The 13,787-nt window shown below is 47.9% G+C and carries 19 protein-coding genes; 12 read left to right on the top strand and 7 right to left on the bottom strand.

All coding sequences use genetic code 11. From position 1 onward, the window contains the following. Nucleotides 1–12 precede the first annotated feature (12 nt). The gene (locus ACMV8I_RS06300; protein ID WP_498864318.1) at nucleotides 13–219 is read left to right on the top strand and encodes a DUF6434 domain-containing protein; all 207 of its coding nucleotides are present in this window, start codon (nucleotides 13–15) and stop codon (nucleotides 217–219) included. 97 nt (nucleotides 220–316) lie between these two features. Here ACMV8I_RS06300 and ACMV8I_RS06295 read toward each other — a convergent pair whose 3' ends face one another. From ACMV8I_RS06295 to ACMV8I_RS06280, 4 genes are all read right to left on the bottom strand, one after another. Further along, nucleotides 317–1,402: a phage integrase gene (locus tag ACMV8I_RS06295; protein ID WP_498864317.1), complete on the bottom strand. Its 1,086-nt coding sequence runs from the start codon at nucleotides 1,400–1,402 to the stop codon at nucleotides 317–319. A 91-nt stretch (nucleotides 1,403–1,493) separates the two neighbouring features. Then, nucleotides 1,494–2,087, bottom strand: coding sequence for a hypothetical protein (locus ACMV8I_RS06290; RefSeq protein ID WP_498864316.1), 594 nt, complete (start codon nucleotides 2,085–2,087; stop codon nucleotides 1,494–1,496). Further along, the gene (locus ACMV8I_RS06285; RefSeq protein ID WP_498864315.1) at nucleotides 2,084–3,232 is read right to left on the bottom strand and encodes an AAA family ATPase; all 1,149 of its coding nucleotides are present in this window, start codon (nucleotides 3,230–3,232) and stop codon (nucleotides 2,084–2,086) included. The genes ACMV8I_RS06290 and ACMV8I_RS06285 overlap by 4 nt, the downstream gene beginning before the upstream one ends. Beyond that, nucleotides 3,229–3,804, bottom strand: a complete 576-nt coding sequence (locus tag ACMV8I_RS06280) for a phage repressor protein CI (protein ID WP_498864314.1) — start codon at nucleotides 3,802–3,804, stop codon at nucleotides 3,229–3,231. Before ACMV8I_RS06280 ends, ACMV8I_RS06285 begins: the two co-directional genes overlap by 4 nt. Before the next feature lie 127 nt (nucleotides 3,805–3,931). On the opposite strand from ACMV8I_RS06280, the gene ACMV8I_RS06275 reads away from it, so the two are divergent. The 10 genes from ACMV8I_RS06275 to ACMV8I_RS06230 all read left to right on the top strand — a co-directional run bounded on the left by ACMV8I_RS06275 (nucleotide 3,932) and on the right by ACMV8I_RS06230 (nucleotide 9,611). After that, nucleotides 3,932–4,153 (top strand): regulator, encoded by a 222-nt coding sequence (locus ACMV8I_RS06275; protein WP_498864313.1) that lies wholly within the window; start codon nucleotides 3,932–3,934, stop codon nucleotides 4,151–4,153. Between the two features lie 32 nt (nucleotides 4,154–4,185). Next, a complete protein-coding gene (locus ACMV8I_RS06270) occupies nucleotides 4,186–4,695 on the top strand; it encodes a phage regulatory CII family protein (protein WP_498864312.1) in 510 nt (169 codons plus the stop codon). A gap of 9 nt (nucleotides 4,696–4,704) precedes the next feature. After that, nucleotides 4,705–4,908, top strand: a complete 204-nt coding sequence (locus ACMV8I_RS06265) for a phage filamentation protein Fil family protein (protein WP_498864311.1) — start codon at nucleotides 4,705–4,707, stop codon at nucleotides 4,906–4,908. Between the two features lie 2 nt (nucleotides 4,909–4,910). After that, nucleotides 4,911–5,237: a hypothetical protein gene (locus tag ACMV8I_RS06260; protein ID WP_498864310.1), complete on the top strand. Its 327-nt coding sequence runs from the start codon at nucleotides 4,911–4,913 to the stop codon at nucleotides 5,235–5,237. Between the two features lie 7 nt (nucleotides 5,238–5,244). Next, nucleotides 5,245–5,658 (top strand): hypothetical protein, encoded by a 414-nt coding sequence (locus ACMV8I_RS06255; RefSeq protein WP_498864309.1) that lies wholly within the window; start codon nucleotides 5,245–5,247, stop codon nucleotides 5,656–5,658. A 78-nt stretch (nucleotides 5,659–5,736) separates the two neighbouring features. Continuing rightward, nucleotides 5,737–6,003, top strand: coding sequence for a DUF2732 family protein (locus ACMV8I_RS06250; RefSeq protein WP_498864308.1), 267 nt, complete (start codon nucleotides 5,737–5,739; stop codon nucleotides 6,001–6,003). Further along, entirely contained in the window at nucleotides 6,000–6,830 is an 831-nt protein-coding gene (locus tag ACMV8I_RS06245) for a Dam family site-specific DNA-(adenine-N6)-methyltransferase (protein ID WP_498864307.1), read from the top strand. Before ACMV8I_RS06250 ends, ACMV8I_RS06245 begins: the two co-directional genes overlap by 4 nt. Further along, on the top strand, nucleotides 6,823–7,140 hold the full coding sequence (locus ACMV8I_RS06240; protein WP_498864306.1) for a DUF5405 family protein: 318 nt from the start codon (nucleotides 6,823–6,825) through the stop codon (nucleotides 7,138–7,140). Before ACMV8I_RS06245 ends, ACMV8I_RS06240 begins: the two co-directional genes overlap by 8 nt. Continuing rightward, nucleotides 7,127–9,292: a replication endonuclease gene (locus ACMV8I_RS06235; RefSeq protein ID WP_498864305.1), complete on the top strand. Its 2,166-nt coding sequence runs from the start codon at nucleotides 7,127–7,129 to the stop codon at nucleotides 9,290–9,292. The genes ACMV8I_RS06240 and ACMV8I_RS06235 overlap by 14 nt, the downstream gene beginning before the upstream one ends. 109 nt (nucleotides 9,293–9,401) lie before the next feature. After that, nucleotides 9,402–9,611 carry a hypothetical protein gene (locus tag ACMV8I_RS06230; RefSeq protein ID WP_498864304.1) on the top strand — a complete coding sequence of 70 codons (210 nt, stop codon included), beginning with the start codon at nucleotides 9,402–9,404 and terminating at the stop codon, nucleotides 9,609–9,611. Here ACMV8I_RS06230 and ACMV8I_RS06225 read toward each other — a convergent pair. Genes ACMV8I_RS06225 through ACMV8I_RS06215 form a run of 3 tightly spaced genes read right to left on the bottom strand, consistent with a single transcriptional unit; the run spans nucleotide 9,591 to nucleotide 12,720 of the window. After that, on the bottom strand, nucleotides 9,591–9,854 hold the full coding sequence (locus ACMV8I_RS06225) for an Ogr/Delta-like zinc finger protein (protein ID WP_498864303.1): 264 nt from the start codon (nucleotides 9,852–9,854) through the stop codon (nucleotides 9,591–9,593). The two genes, ACMV8I_RS06230 and ACMV8I_RS06225, sit on opposite strands and share 21 nt — an antisense overlap. A gap of 50 nt (nucleotides 9,855–9,904) precedes the next feature. Beyond that, entirely contained in the window at nucleotides 9,905–10,945 is a 1,041-nt protein-coding gene (locus ACMV8I_RS06220; protein ID WP_498864302.1) for a phage portal protein, read from the bottom strand. Further along, on the bottom strand, nucleotides 10,942–12,720 hold the full coding sequence (locus tag ACMV8I_RS06215) for a terminase large subunit domain-containing protein (RefSeq protein WP_498864301.1): 1,779 nt from the start codon (nucleotides 12,718–12,720) through the stop codon (nucleotides 10,942–10,944). The genes ACMV8I_RS06220 and ACMV8I_RS06215 overlap by 4 nt, the downstream gene beginning before the upstream one ends. A gap of 191 nt (nucleotides 12,721–12,911) precedes the next feature. On the opposite strand from ACMV8I_RS06215, the gene ACMV8I_RS06210 reads away from it, so the two are divergent. Next, nucleotides 12,912–13,739, top strand: coding sequence for a GPO family capsid scaffolding protein (locus tag ACMV8I_RS06210; RefSeq protein ID WP_498864300.1), 828 nt, complete (start codon nucleotides 12,912–12,914; stop codon nucleotides 13,737–13,739). Nucleotides 13,740–13,787: the final 48 nt, after the last annotated feature.

The raw sequence follows: 13,787 nt of genomic DNA, 5'->3' as shown, positions 1-13,787 counted from the left end.
CAGGAGAGACAGATGGCATTCGACTGGCACAGCGCTCCTTTAACGCGCACGACACGCGTGAATGAAAACTATAAAAATACACAAAATGTACGACGCTTCATGCTTGAGCAGTGCGGTGCAGGTTTCAAATTCGACCGGGATTTTATGGCCTGGATCCGCAATGACATTTCAAAAAACCTGGGTGATGTAGCGGCTGAATGGAAGCGCCGTCAGGCGTGATGCATTCAATCGAGCCGAACATAAAAGGCTCTAAAAGCAGAAAAGAAAAAACCCGCTAATCTCAGTGGGCCTTTAAAATCAATTAATTACAGTAAATTCAAGGGGTTGATTCTGTGGTGAGTGGTGACAAATTAGGGGTAATGCCTTTGTCTGTCGCCACTTTGTCGCCATTTTTCATGGTGGCTAAGGGGTTGAAGTGCAGGGCAGTTTCCAGGTGTTCTGGGGCGAAGTGCGCATAGCGCATGGTCATCTGAATATCAGAATGGCCAAGGATTCTTTGCAGTACCAGGATGTTGCCACCGGACATCATAAAGTGAGCGGCGAAGGTGTGGCGCAGAACGTGCGTGAGCTGGCCACGCGGTAGAACAATATCGGTTGAATCGATGGCTGCCATGAAGCGGAAATAGCACTCACTGAAAAAGCGGTCACCATCAATGCTGGTGATTTCTTTGTACAGTTCTTTGCTAATAGGTACGCTGCGGTTCTTTTTACCTTTGGTTTTAACAAACGTTATCTTATGAGGCGTTACCTGGGAGCGTGTGAGTTTTTCGGCTTCACTCCAGCGTGCGCCGGTTGATAAGCAAACTTTTACTACCATGGGTAAATCAGGTCTTCCTTTGCTGCAAGCTGCCAACAGAGCGGCTATTTGATCATGTCTCAGCCAGGCCATTTCTTTCTCGGCTACTGCGAACTTACGCAACGTCTCTAACGGATTAGGTTGCTTCCACTCACCCAGCCGGATCAATTCGCTAAACATCCCGCTCAGATAGCTTTGTTCCAGATTGACTGTGACCGGGTCGGCTCCCTGCCGCCAGCGCTCTGAATAGTAGATTTCACCATTGAGCCGTTTGTCACGATAGTGGGCAAAGTCTTTGGCGGTGAAAGTAGTGGCAGGGGGATTACCTAAAGCGTCAACGATGAGGCAGAGTTTTTTATAGGTGCGCTTACCGGCAGACAATGCCTGTCCATGCAGGTTAAACCAAAGCTTGGCGATGTCCTCCATGCTCCGGCGGTCAGTTTTTTCTCCGAGCCAGGGCTTGTTATCAGCCTCATCCATGGTATGACGTTCAAAGGCCAGAGCTTCGCCTTTGGTAGCGAACTGTTTACGTACCCTGCGGCCAGAACGGCCCGCAGGATAGCATTCGCAGATCCATAAGCCGGTTATAAGTTTGCGAACTGCCATTGTCATCCCCTTCTGTGAAAGGGCTATTTAACTGTATATAAAAACAGTGGTCAATGTGCGTTTTAACAAAAACAAACATTACTATTAACCATCATTCTAAATTTTCCAATAACGTAACTGTTTGCGAAAGGCTTAGTGAGTTTTCAAGAGCTCTTCTAAAAGACCAGGTTTCGGTCACGAATTTTGTAAGTATTGTGTTGTAGGAAAGCCCAACTTTACTAATGGATTTAGCTTTGGGAGGTATTCCATTTTTAGCGACGCTATTTTTGCAGGCTTTAGCTAGATTTATTAATTTACTTTTGGGGTCGTCTAAACTGTCGGGTAACCTATCTATTTTTTTTTCGGATATGTTTAGGAAGTTACTAAGACCCTCTCTATCAGCGAGAATCCAGCTCTCAACCTCCCTAGTTGGCACTGAGAAAATGAGATTTTCGTGGCGATTTTTTAAGTTTCTTGTTAAATAAAGAAGGTACTCATCACTTGTCCTGTTCATATCTAAATCGATAACAACTAAAACATTACCGGTGTTAGCTAGAGTGTTAAAATTTTCTATTTTTTTAATTAAATAGCCACATCCCTTTCTCCCAAGCTTATGCAATAAATTAAAATCGCCTAGTTCGGTAAGTATCTTAGAAATAACTTCTTCAGAAAGTATGTCTTCAGTAGCAATTGAAATGTCAATCATCGCTTCACCTTTAATATATCTTTAACATTTTTAGGTGATGTTTTAGGTAGCATTATTTCAGCCGGAGTGAAACCTGAGCTCATGGCATTTCTTTCATTTTCATCTGGAGTTCTGGCTGTAGTACCATTAGTCGATGGTTCAAGGATAATAATGCTGTTAGCATCAATGCTATTGTCAAGGAGAGCTTCACTGTGAGTGCTTAAAATTATTTGTTTTTGGTTTCTAGCACCCTTGAGGGTATTTTCAATTATTTCTGGGATGTATCTCACGATTTCATTGTTTAACGACAACTCAGGTTCTTCTAGAAGAAGTAATTGTCTCTTTTCTAACAAAGACCAAAGTAGTCCAATTAAACGGAGTGTACCATCAGAGAATTGGTCTTCTCTCTGCCACCCGGCATTAGGCCGCCAGTGGTCATATCGGGCCTCAAGATGAGGTAATCCATTGTTATCTTTCTCAAATCGTAATTCTTTGAATTGCGGAACTGCTATTGATAATCCGTACTGAATTTTTCTTAACCAAGCATCTCGAGTTCTTATCGGAGTCGCTGCAATCCTTTCAAGGAAACCTTGTCCAAAAGGGTCATCATCAGGCCTGCTGGTATTTATTTCGCCAGGATATTTAAGCAGTTGAGGTACTAAGTGTAAATAAGTTATTGATGTAAAGAAATCAGACAACTCTCTGAAAAGATTGTTGGCTAAAATTTGTTCAAGATAGGTTTGCGTTAATTGTAAGTTATCTGAGTTATCTCGATCGTTTGGTCTGGATATCAGAGTTTTATTGTTTTTTGTAACTTTCTCTTTGGTTACATTTATCCTTTGACGGCCCTTGCCTTCTGCGCGAAATACTAATTCATAAATCCAATTATTTGAAATAAGTTCTTCGTCTTCAAGATAAAGAGTAATTCCAATTTCTGGTTCATTTCGGGCTTGAAGACAACGAAGTTTTGTAATGCCACCTCTGTCTTCTACTGCTTTTTGTAACCCTCCACCAGATTTTGAAATATCATTCATAAATCGAAAAACATCAAGGATGTTTGATTTTCCAGCAGCATTCGGCCCGATTATGTATGTTCTATCTAACAGAGATACATCAACATTTCTGAAATTTTTCCAGTTCTTTAGCACAACTCGTGAAATTCTCATAAGTTAACGCCTTCCTTTGAAATAACTAACTCTATTTTAAAATTGAAACTGATGTCATTTATTAGACAATCAAATGATGTGTCGCCAGTGCCTACCTTTACCTTTTCACCAGGAATTCTAATGATTTTTCGAATGGATTGTTTTCCATCGATATCAATTAACCAAAGTCCATCATTAATTGATTTTAGTCTTTTTTCTGCGATATAAGTATTTTCAGCATCAATAATAACTAATGGCTCAATAAATTCAGATGTCAGTAATGCTTGGTCTAAAAATATATCTCCTGCATCGAATAGTTGCCCTTCTATCAACTTCAATCTTTGTACTTTCGCAAGGTCAGTCATTGGGTTTTCAAAAGCCGAACCGATACCTGTAGTAAGCCATTCCAACGAAGCTTTAGTTTCCAAAGCACACTGAATTACCCACTCTGCAGGGAATGAATCGCGCATATACCTATTCGCCAATGTTCCCTTACTGACTTCTAAGTGGTCGCAAAGCGCCTGGCGAGTGGTGAAACCATAAGCTTCGACCATACGCTCTATCGCCCCACGTCCGCCTTTTTCCAAATCCATAAGATCACACCATGTATACTTTTTAATTGACGTTACCAAATGGTGATCATATAGTTCCGTTGTCTACAAAACGTGAACCACCACAACTTATAACTTCTAATCACTGCTTAACGAGGAATGTTGCCCCATGAGACCTAACATTTCAATCACTCTGATCACGCCACACGTCACAATTGAACGCTATAGCGAACTCACTGGATTAGCTGAAGATACCATCAACGATATGCTGGCTGATGGCCGTTTGCCACGGCACCGCCTGCGGAAAGATAAAAAGCGCGAAAAAGTCATGATTAATATGGCGCTCTTAACGGTTGATGCGTTATCAAATTGTGACCTTGCGGTTGCTTAGTTCGATATTGCAATACGCTGAGGGTTACAACTATGTTTGATTATCAAACCTCCACACATCAGCATCTGGACATGGCTTGTCGGCGTTTTTCGTTGGCACACAATCTGACAGAGCTTGCCGCCATCATGGGTATTTCCGCCCAGGTGTTACGCAACAAGCTGAATCCAGATCAGCCACACCGCATTACTCTGCAAGAGCTAATCATTCTTACTGATATTACGGATGATTCGGCCGTACTGGATGGCTTGCTGGCGCAGCTTAAATGCTTGCCCGCTGTTCCGATGAATGAAGCCAAGCCTGACAACCTGCCAATACACGCACTGAGTGCAACGGCCGCAATCGGCGTAATTGCCGGTGAGGCCATATCAACTGCGCCTATGACGCAGACACGTAGAAACGCCATTTTAGACCGAGCCAATCAGGCGATCCGCGATCTGTCTTTGCTCGTTGTGTCCGTTGAATCGCGTTTCCATACCGCCCCAGCATTAACCAGCGCCATGGATGTATTAGGTGCGCTTGGTGTCATGCCTGGTCTGAACTGAGGTAATTCGATGCAAATTTTCACACGATTTTTAGTAAAGCAGTCGCCGACAATCCAGTTGCCAAGCCACGGCCATGGTTGGTTGGAGTTGCCGAACGGTCAGCGTTGGCAGCCAATGGCCAGCAAAGTGCAGTTTCTAAGTGGCTGCCGTATGCCAGCCGTTAAGACCAAGCGCCGCCCCTGGTGGTTTCGTCTGATGGGGTTAAGGGGGTAAGCGTGGAAACACAGAAGCCTAAATGGATAGCTGAGGCCCGCAAGATGATTTCGGGCTGTGATAGTCGGGTGAAGCATTACTGGAACAATTTGGATGAGGAAGACCGGCGTTATCTGTGCTTTCTCGCAGGACTTAAGCAGCGTCACATCGAATGCGGTTGGGATGAATTGAGTGAAGCGGATAAAGTTTCTTTGTGGGGCGCGGTGTTGAAGGTCCGGCGATTGCAGCAAGACACATGCTACTTCACCCCAGAGGATTTTAAAGGCGCAGGGGCTTGCCGGGTGGCACGCCGAGAAGTTGAACAAGACATTACAAATTCAATGCACTGAGGTAAGTATGAAAATGATAACGGTAGAGAAAGCAGGGCTTAAGGAAGATTTTATAGCCTGGAATGTTGCACCTAATTATGCCCGTATTTTCCTGGATAAGTGCCAGGAGTTCGACGGTTTGATCGCGCTGTCGCCGCAAATGTTTAATGATTCGATGCACCTTGATAACCCGCACCAGTGGTTTGCAGTGAACTGCGCATTTTGGTGCCGTGTTTATCGAGAGGCCGAAACCAGCAAAGGCCAGCTTGAAGCCCTTGCGTCTATCCGCGCCACTTATTACCTGGCCAATTTTCTTGGGCAGGGTTCCATCACTGTGTTGATCGCTCGTTGGTGGGATTGCGCCAAGCAGCTGCACGGCCTGCATTCGCTGAATGTGTCCCCCGTTGCCCGTCAAAGAATCGAAGTTAAGCACTTTCATTAAGTAACCAACTGCTAAGAATTCCCACGGCTTCCCCTTGGTGGCCGGGGTTTCTTGCTGCCAAAATTTGGAGTTTTTACCATGCAAATGAAACGTAATGATCGCAACCAGTTCCCAGCCCTTTGGAATGGTTTTGATGCCGCAAAGGCTGGATGTGACCAAACCGCCATATTGATTAAAGGTGCACGCGCTGAGGCAATGAGTGATGCAGCGGTGAAATATTCGGGTCACTTGGATCGCCTGGCCACGCATGTGGCTAATGAAGGGTTAAGCGCTACCGAAATTGTGGAGCTTATGCGCCAGGAGTCTGAGCAACTTGGCCGCCTTGGTCGTGAGGCTACATTATGAAAACAGTCCTGAAATGGGCCGGTTCAAAGGTACGCATTATTGAAACCCTGAAACAGCATTTACCTGCTGGCCAGCGCCTCGTTGAGCCGTTCGCCGGTTCCTGCGCCGTGATGATGAATACTGATTATCCGGCCTACCTGATCGCCGATGCCAATCGTGATCTGATCGATATGTATAAGTTGATTGCTCAACAACCCTTTGCATTTATCCAGGCTGCCGAAGCGATATTTGTAACCGGAAATAATGAGGAAGAATACTACCGTTTGCGCTTTGCATTTAACTCAAAGCCGGTTGGGGACAAAGACCGTGCGCCGCTTTTCCTTTATCTCAATCGTCATTGCTTTAACGGTCTGTGCCGATACAACAAAAAAGGAGAATTCAACGTTCCCTTTGGCAAGTACAAAAAGCCTTACTTTCCAAAAGACGAAATTCTGGCCTTTGCCGAAAAAGCCAAGCTGGCCACGTTTATGTGTGGCAATTACAGCGAAGCATTAAATGCTGCGAAATTGGGTGACGTAGTGTATTGCGATCCGCCGTATCTGACGGAATCAGCAAATTTTACGGCGTACTACTCTGACGCATTCGGGCATGAGGAGCACGGGCGGCTTGCCAGAAGTGCCAGACGCCTTGCTGGGCGAGGTGTTCCCGTCGTTGTATCAAACAGTGATGCCAGCATGGTGAGGTATCTTTTTAAGGATTTCTCAATCAGTGAAATCACCGCCCCGCGCTCAATTGGCGCAGCGGCCGGCAGCATTAAATCCGCACAAGAAATTATCGCCAAGCTGTTTCCCGTCGCACAGCTGCCGGAGGTAAGCAGCTGTGAATAGACAAATCATTGATGGCAAATACGCTATATCTTTCTTGAAGCCGCGTAAGACGTCGCCGGTACGCCAATTATCACTGCAACAAATCGTTATCTATAAAGGAGATTCTAAAAATCCTTGTTACGAGGTAATGGCCATTTACGATTCAGAAGTCATTCTGACTTTGGATCTGATCCGTCATCACATGGGGACCGGTGTTTTTGCAGGGGGAATACGTTCACGCGCTGAACTGGGTACTGAGTTTGTGCGGCTGAGCGAGTTATGTGACCTGGCGCTGGTAAACCTCAAGGCGGGTGCTAGTGAACCCGCTTAATCATGAGTCTGGTGCAGGCCATCACAAGCTGCGTCAGTGGCAGCAAGAGCAGTTTTCTCCTGGTGCGCCGGGTGATATCAGTCTGACCGAGCGCCAGTTATGGCACTTGGACAAAACCGATCACGCCTGGCGTGCTAAATATCTGGCAGGGATGCCGGATTATTTGGCGCGTTATTTTGGTCAGCGTTATACCAAGTTAATGGAGGCTGGTCCCCAGGGCCGCCGCCGTGCTAATACGTTTTTACGCACTACGGTAGGTAAAAACGTATTGCCACGTTTGGTTAAAGTGCGCGCACAGTACGCCACTGATTTCCAGGGCGCGGGCGGCGTACATATCCCGTTCCTGAAAGATTTAGAAAAACTCCCTACCTATGGCCGTGACGAAGTTCGCAACCTGGCGCACGTCATTGCCGATTTCATGGCCGAGTCGTTCACCGATTTAATCCGCACCGCTTTCCACGAAGACGCAAAAACGCCAGAAGATATGGAGTTTCGCACGCTGGCAACTTACCGCCATTTGGGTGAGCTGGTTAAGCAAGTGGGAGTCGTTCCACCTTACTGGCAGCCATTCCAGGCTGGCCAATCCTTTACGGTCCGTCACGCCGAGTCTGGCTTGTTGCGCATGATGGCCCCGGATTGGTGGCGTGCGAAGTTAAAACGCATCCGTGATCTACTGCGTGAGCATATGGCCATCGCCGTTGGCCAGGTGCAAAAGGCGGCATCGGCATACGTCAGTCGTTCTGCCCAGGGGGAATGGGTTGAGCAGAAGAAGCGAAACCGTGAGTTCTTTAAATCCCGTGATGCCCAAAATCTGGCAACAGGCGAACGTAAATCCCTGACCGACATGATCGACGGCAGCAATGCTAACCCGGCAAAGCGCCGCTGTGAGCTGATGGTAAGAATGCGCGGGTTTGAGGATTTGGCTGATGAAATGGGCATGGCCGGTGAGTTCTACACCATTACCGCTCCCTCTTCCTATCACGCCGTACACAGCAAGGGCGGGTTTGTTTCTCAGTGGAACGCCGCCAGCCCACGGCAAACACAAAAATACCTCTGCGGTGTATGGGCCAAAGCCCGTGCGGCGTTTTCGCGTGCCGGTATCAGCGTGTTTGGTTTCCGTGTCGTAGAGCCACACCACGATGGGACGCCGCACTGGCATATGCTGCTGTTTATGCGGCCCGCTGACGTTGAGCAGGTACGCGATATTCTTTGCTACTACGCCCGCCTGGAAGACTCCGAAGAACTGCAATCAGCTAAGGCGCTTAAGGCGCGTTTTCACGTTGAGCCTATCGACCCGGAGAAGGGCAGCGCAACCGGCTACATCGCTAAATACATTTCTAAAAATATCGATGGTTACGCCCTGGACGGCGAAGCCGATGACGAAACCGGCGAAAACCTAAAGGACATGGCCAGGGCTGTTTCAGCCTGGGCCAGCCGTTGGCGTATCCGTCAGTTTCAGCAAATCGGCGGTGCGCCTGTCACTGTCTGGCGTGAGCTGCGCCGTATGCGTGACGCCACCTTGGAAAACAAACTGATGGATGCCGTGCTGGCCAGCGCGGACGTGGGCGACTGGGCTGCATACACCCAGGCCCAGGGCGGCGCGTTGGTAAAGCGCCGGGATCTGGTTGTGCGTCTAATGTATGAAATCACTGAGTGCGGCAATGAGTACGCCGAAGATGTGCAGCGCGTGCAGGGGATTTATTCCCCGCTCGTTGGCCGTGGTTCCGAAGTAGAAACACGCCTGGTTAAGTGGGCGATTGTTCCGAAGTTGGCAGCCAGCGAAGCGGCTGCTGCTTTTCCTGGCGGCCCCGCCGCCCCTTGGAGTTCTGTCAATAACTGTACGCAAAGTACGATCACCGCGTTGAAAAAGGGTTTTGGTATTCAGCACCAGGATGGTGATCAGATGGCAAAAGCACTGCTGAGGGGGAATATTGTGCGCCTGGATGATGAAAGCGAGATGGTTTTGCGTGATGGAGAGCTGAGGTTAAGGCCGAGGCGGCAGTACTGCCGTTCATGTGGTGACCTCTTAAAATCCGGTGCATCCTCCTTCGATAAGGAAGGGTATTGTCTGGCCTGTGAAGACGGAGAAAAGCATAAAATCTGTGCATCTAAGCGGGATTTAGATAACACATTCAGCCTATTAGAAATATAGGATTAGTCGTTAGCTTAAAAAAAGCATGCTCGTTGTGCTTTCATCAATGCTAACAATATTGTACTGTACATACATACAGTAATGATTATGTAGGGAGAGGAAGGATTCTATGCGGGATTTGTTTTTTGAGGCCATTGCGTTGCAACGCATCGAACTGGTGACCCGGCTTGTGTCACTGGGTAAATGTGAGGCGGAAGATAGAGCGTTAGTGGTTGATTGGGTGGCGGAGTTGTCGGCCGATTTGGTGAAAAGGTTGGATGAGTATGAAAAACAAAACCCCCAAGATGGGGGCGATGAATCAGGCGGTTTGTTGCAATAGGGAAAGAAGAAGTTGTTTGTCATCACCTTTCAGAGAATCAACCAATCCTTTTAATAAACTGCCCTGAGATTTTGCGCTTGGGCTAATTGTGTGCGAAAAGGTCATATTTACTACAAAGGTATGGCCGCACTCATAATTTGAACAGGCGCAATAAACATCAGAGATATCACGATGTTTGCGCGCCGTTTTTTTTATTACCGCATTAGCCCCGCATTCACGGCACACTACTTTCATTACGCGCATGTTGATGACTCCAGGGGAATAATAACCTGGATAGTTTAGCTTTTTTCGGCTCATTTTTCATCACCGACTTCATCTTCAAACGCAAATTTCAAATATAAATGTTCTGGGATATCCGGCACGTTATTTACTGCATTCATGATCATCCGCTGTAATGGGATAACTTCATCTTTTCGGTAGGTGGTGCGGGATTTCTCCGGGTCAGGCAGTCCGCCCGCATTCACCGGGATAATACCCGCCAGGCCAGCCGGGAAGCGGTGCGCGTTAAGTACGTCCTGGGCGCTGATATTTTTCACGTTATTAAATTCATCGTTCGCGCCAATATCCCCCACGGGAATAAACTGGATCGCTTTTTCGGCTCCGCCTGGAATATTCACAAAGATGGTGGAGAAATTACCAATGCCCTTGGCGCTTTCCAGCCTGTCCGCAATTTCGTCCTCCACTTCATCCGTCATATTCGGGTCATTGGTGTAGATAATGCCGCCCGTGTGCGCCCCGTTGTGATAATAGCGGCGGCGGAAAATCGTCGCCTCACTGTTTAATAAAGCCGAATGGATACCGCTGATATAATCCGGCAAGCCATAAACCTGCTGTTGTGGATCGTACTGCTTCAAGAAAATCACATCTTCCGGCGCGTAAACCAAGGGTTCGCCGTCCTGCAGAACCACAAATTCACCTGTTTTACGCAATCGCAGATAAAGAGACGGCAACGGTGCCAGGCCAATGATGTTGCCGAACCAGTCTCGCAATTTGAGAATGGCCAGGTCACCGAACGAAAGAAAATCAAAGATGCCGCCGCGCAGCTGCTGATGTGTTAGCCCGCCGCCCTGGTAATCAGCCGCCACCATATTATGGCGGGCGTAAATGACGCCGCCGTGCTGGCTGTTTAGGTTACTGAGTTGCGCCAGCGCCAGGCGATCCATGGGTAGTGTGAAATGGTCAAATTCATTGTCGTACCAAATATCACGGTAATTGGTGCCGGTGGTCAAAATTGGCTCCGGCTTGCCCAGGGTGATGATGCTCATTTTTTTGCTGCTGGCGGCGTTTGTCGCCTTCTGGTTTTTTGGTTGGCGTGTTGGTTTGCGCTTGCTCATGCGGCTTTCTTCCCTAATTTCCATTTAGATTTACGTTTGTGCTCAAAGTTAATCGGCTCATTGATAACGGCGTGGGCAATAGCCCAAAAGGCATCCGCATGACCGGTTTCAACGGTGCGATCTGCCTTAAACGTCATGGCATTGCCGCTGGCCGTGCTGGTGTGGCGGATGGCCAAAAATGACGCGGGGATCTCTTTGTTGTCTTTATTCCATTGCAGGCGCTTGGCCCCGATAACATCAATCATCTTAAGTACCAGGCGTGTTTTGGTTTCCATGCCGTAGTGAATGGCCACCGCCTCACGCAGCGCAAAATGCTCAATCAGTTCAAACACGCCGCGCCCGATGCCGGTCACGTCAACGCCGATATAGGTCATGTTGTACTGGCCAAACAGCTTTTTGATCTGCGCCGCCTGATAGCTAAAATTCATTCCTTTCCAGTGCAGAACGCGCAGGACACGGAAAACTTCCACGGCGTGGATCGGGGGTGCAACGATCACAAACGTAGAGGTATCCCCTGAGCGGGCCGGGTCAAAGCCGCCCCAGACTTCCCGGCCACCGAATGGCCGTTCGGCTGTTTCGTCATGATCGTCCCAATCGTCAACATCGACGCCGCACCGTTCCAGGTCGCTGAACTTGAAAACGCTGTCTTTGCTGTCCACGAATACACACATGTAAAGCATGTTGAACGTGTCGCGGTTGTAGCGATTCCGTAGTTTGTCGATGCTGGCCAGGTTGAAGCCACTGCGGATCGCATCTTCCAGCGTAATGACGTAGCGCCACTGCCCATCTGGGCAAAGGCAACCGCCGTTCTGCATTTCCTTGAAGCCAGGGAACTGAACGGCCGTCCTGTTTTTGTCTCCACGCTTCCACTCTTCACCCGTCCAAAACGGGTAAGCCTGGTGCGTTTTGGCGCTGGGTGTGGAAAAGTAGGTGGTGCGCCAATGGTCGTGCGTGGCCATGGCGCTGGCCACTTCGTTGAGCCTGGCGAAGTTCGGCACCCAAAAATATTCGTCGCAGTACAAATGCCCGCTGTAGGACTGCGCAGTATTTTTATTGGTAGACAGAAAACGCATTTCTGCGCCGTTGCTTAAGCGGATCGGGTTGCCGGTCAGTGTCACGCCGAAATACTGTTCTGCAATATTGACGATGTACGAGCGGAAGACCTCCGCCTGTGCTTTGGACGCTGAGAGAAAGATTTGTGGGTCACCGGTTAGCGCCGCGTTTTCAAAGGCTTCAACCGCAAAATACCAGGTGGCCCCAATCTGGCGGCTTTTGAGGATGTTGCGCACTTGCTGCGTGATGTTGAGGCGTAAATGCTTCTGGTACCCAAATAAATGCTCTTCTGCAAAAGCGTCAAAATCATCTTTGGTTAGGCCGGAAATGTCGTTTTTCTTATATTTGCGTTTCTTCGCGGGTTCTCCGTTGTCACCCTCGCTCTGGTATTCTCCTTTACTGCCAGAGGTTGCGGCGGCCATTTTTTCTTTGTGCTTATTGGATTGCGCCCGCAGCTTTACTGCGTGCCCAATCAGCGTATCCATTTCTTTTATTTCTAATTCGGTTTTACCGTCGCGCCCGGTCAGTAATTGATAACGGCGCTCAATGGCTTCCTCTGTGGATTCATGGCTAAGTAAATTCGCCCATTCCCATTTTGTTGCCCAATAGTAAATAATCCGCGCATTGGGCAGATTCAAGTCTCTGGCGATTTCTTTTGGTGTCGCACGCTTCAAATAAAGCGAGCGAGCCACCCCGATTAATTCCTCTGCATAATATGCCACTTATTAGTCCCTTAATTTCTGATTCCTTCGGATAACGCCCATAGCCGTAATTATGCGATGCCTAAATCTTTATTTCGTTAACTTAATATCGGCTCTATTCGTTTAATGGCCATATCCGATATTAACCAGGTGCGAGGGTGTAAATAATTGGCGATACTGCAATCCACGGAAGAAAGGAGATAAATTCCGATATGTCAGGCTCTCAATTAATGACGAATTGGATCTGTATCGCTACCGAAGGGGAAACAGTTGATAAACGTTTTTTAACACGGGAAATGTTAATTGACGCAGCGGAAACCTATAACCCGAACTTATACACCGCATTGCTCTGGCCAGAGCATGAGCGCTACGCAGGGAATGCGGGTGAAGTTCTGGAAGTGGAAGCCGGTGAGGATGATGCGGGGCAGGTCAAGCTATACGCCCGCTTGTGTCCATCGACTGATTTAATTTATGCCAACCGAAATGGAAAGCTTTTGTTTACGTCAGTCGAATTAACGCCTGATGGCAACTTTCGCGGAACAGGGCGGCATTATCTTGAAGGGTTGGGCGTTACAGATGAACCCGCAAGCGTTGGCACTACACGAATGCGATTTAATAAGCGGAAGGATAATTACTTCATCGGTAATAGTTCGCCGCTGGTGATTAACGAAATAAAGGAACTGGATATGGCAGGGAAAGTAAAAAATAAATCAACGTGGCGCAGTCTTTTCAGTATTGAAGACGAACAACCTGTAGTGGAAGAAGTGCCACAGGGCGATGATAAATTGCAAGCGTTAGCCGAAGCGCTGGCGTCATTGGAATCTCGCGTTGCTGCGCTGGAAACCAAAACGGAAGAAACAGATTCAACCGTTGTTGATATTCAAAGCGATGTTGAAACCGTAAAAGGCGTGGTGGATACCGAAGAGTTTGCCCGTCTACGTGACAACCTCCCGGCTATCGTTAAGAACTTTAGCAAGCAGGTGACACCGCTGCCAAAAAGTAACCCCAAAGGCACGAAGACGGAATTTAAATTCTTATAAGAATTTGACCAGGGAAATTATTAACCGCCGATGGCGATTAAGGACAAA

Source organism: Ewingella sp. S1.OA.A_B6 (genome assembly GCF_049889095.1).
In the GTDB taxonomy this organism is placed as follows: domain Bacteria; phylum Pseudomonadota; class Gammaproteobacteria; order Enterobacterales; family Enterobacteriaceae; genus Ewingella.
The sequence above is the reverse complement of the archived record's forward strand: the minus strand, read 5'-3'. Positions and strand labels throughout refer to the sequence as shown.

Excerpts from the sequence above, each read along its gene's own strand:
- ACMV8I_RS06250 (WP_498864308.1), top strand. The coding sequence starts at position 5,737 with ATGCAAATGAAACGTAATGATCGCAACCAGTTCCCAGCCCTTTGGAAT.
- ACMV8I_RS06225 (WP_498864303.1), bottom strand. The coding sequence starts at position 9,854 with ATGCGCGTAATGAAAGTAGTGTGCCGTGAATGCGGGGCTAATGCGGTA.
- ACMV8I_RS06210 (WP_498864300.1), top strand. The coding sequence starts at position 12,912 with ATGTCAGGCTCTCAATTAATGACGAATTGGATCTGTATCGCTACCGAA.
- ACMV8I_RS06275 (WP_498864313.1), top strand. The coding sequence starts at position 3,932 with ATGAGACCTAACATTTCAATCACTCTGATCACGCCACACGTCACAATT.
- ACMV8I_RS06230 (WP_498864304.1), top strand. The coding sequence starts at position 9,402 with ATGCGGGATTTGTTTTTTGAGGCCATTGCGTTGCAACGCATCGAACTG.
- ACMV8I_RS06220 (WP_498864302.1), bottom strand. The coding sequence starts at position 10,945 with ATGAGCAAGCGCAAACCAACACGCCAACCAAAAAACCAGAAGGCGACA.
- ACMV8I_RS06255 (WP_498864309.1), top strand. The coding sequence starts at position 5,245 with ATGAAAATGATAACGGTAGAGAAAGCAGGGCTTAAGGAAGATTTTATA.
- ACMV8I_RS06290 (WP_498864316.1), bottom strand. The coding sequence starts at position 2,087 with ATGATTGACATTTCAATTGCTACTGAAGACATACTTTCTGAAGAAGTT.
- ACMV8I_RS06245 (WP_498864307.1), top strand. The coding sequence starts at position 6,000 with ATGAAAACAGTCCTGAAATGGGCCGGTTCAAAGGTACGCATTATTGAA.
- ACMV8I_RS06265 (WP_498864311.1), top strand. The coding sequence starts at position 4,705 with ATGCAAATTTTCACACGATTTTTAGTAAAGCAGTCGCCGACAATCCAG.
- ACMV8I_RS06300 (WP_498864318.1), top strand. The coding sequence starts at position 13 with ATGGCATTCGACTGGCACAGCGCTCCTTTAACGCGCACGACACGCGTG.
- ACMV8I_RS06280 (WP_498864314.1), bottom strand. The coding sequence starts at position 3,804 with ATGGATTTGGAAAAAGGCGGACGTGGGGCGATAGAGCGTATGGTCGAA.
- ACMV8I_RS06285 (WP_498864315.1), bottom strand. The coding sequence starts at position 3,232 with ATGAGAATTTCACGAGTTGTGCTAAAGAACTGGAAAAATTTCAGAAAT.
- ACMV8I_RS06270 (WP_498864312.1), top strand. The coding sequence starts at position 4,186 with ATGTTTGATTATCAAACCTCCACACATCAGCATCTGGACATGGCTTGT.
- ACMV8I_RS06295 (WP_498864317.1), bottom strand. The coding sequence starts at position 1,402 with ATGGCAGTTCGCAAACTTATAACCGGCTTATGGATCTGCGAATGCTAT.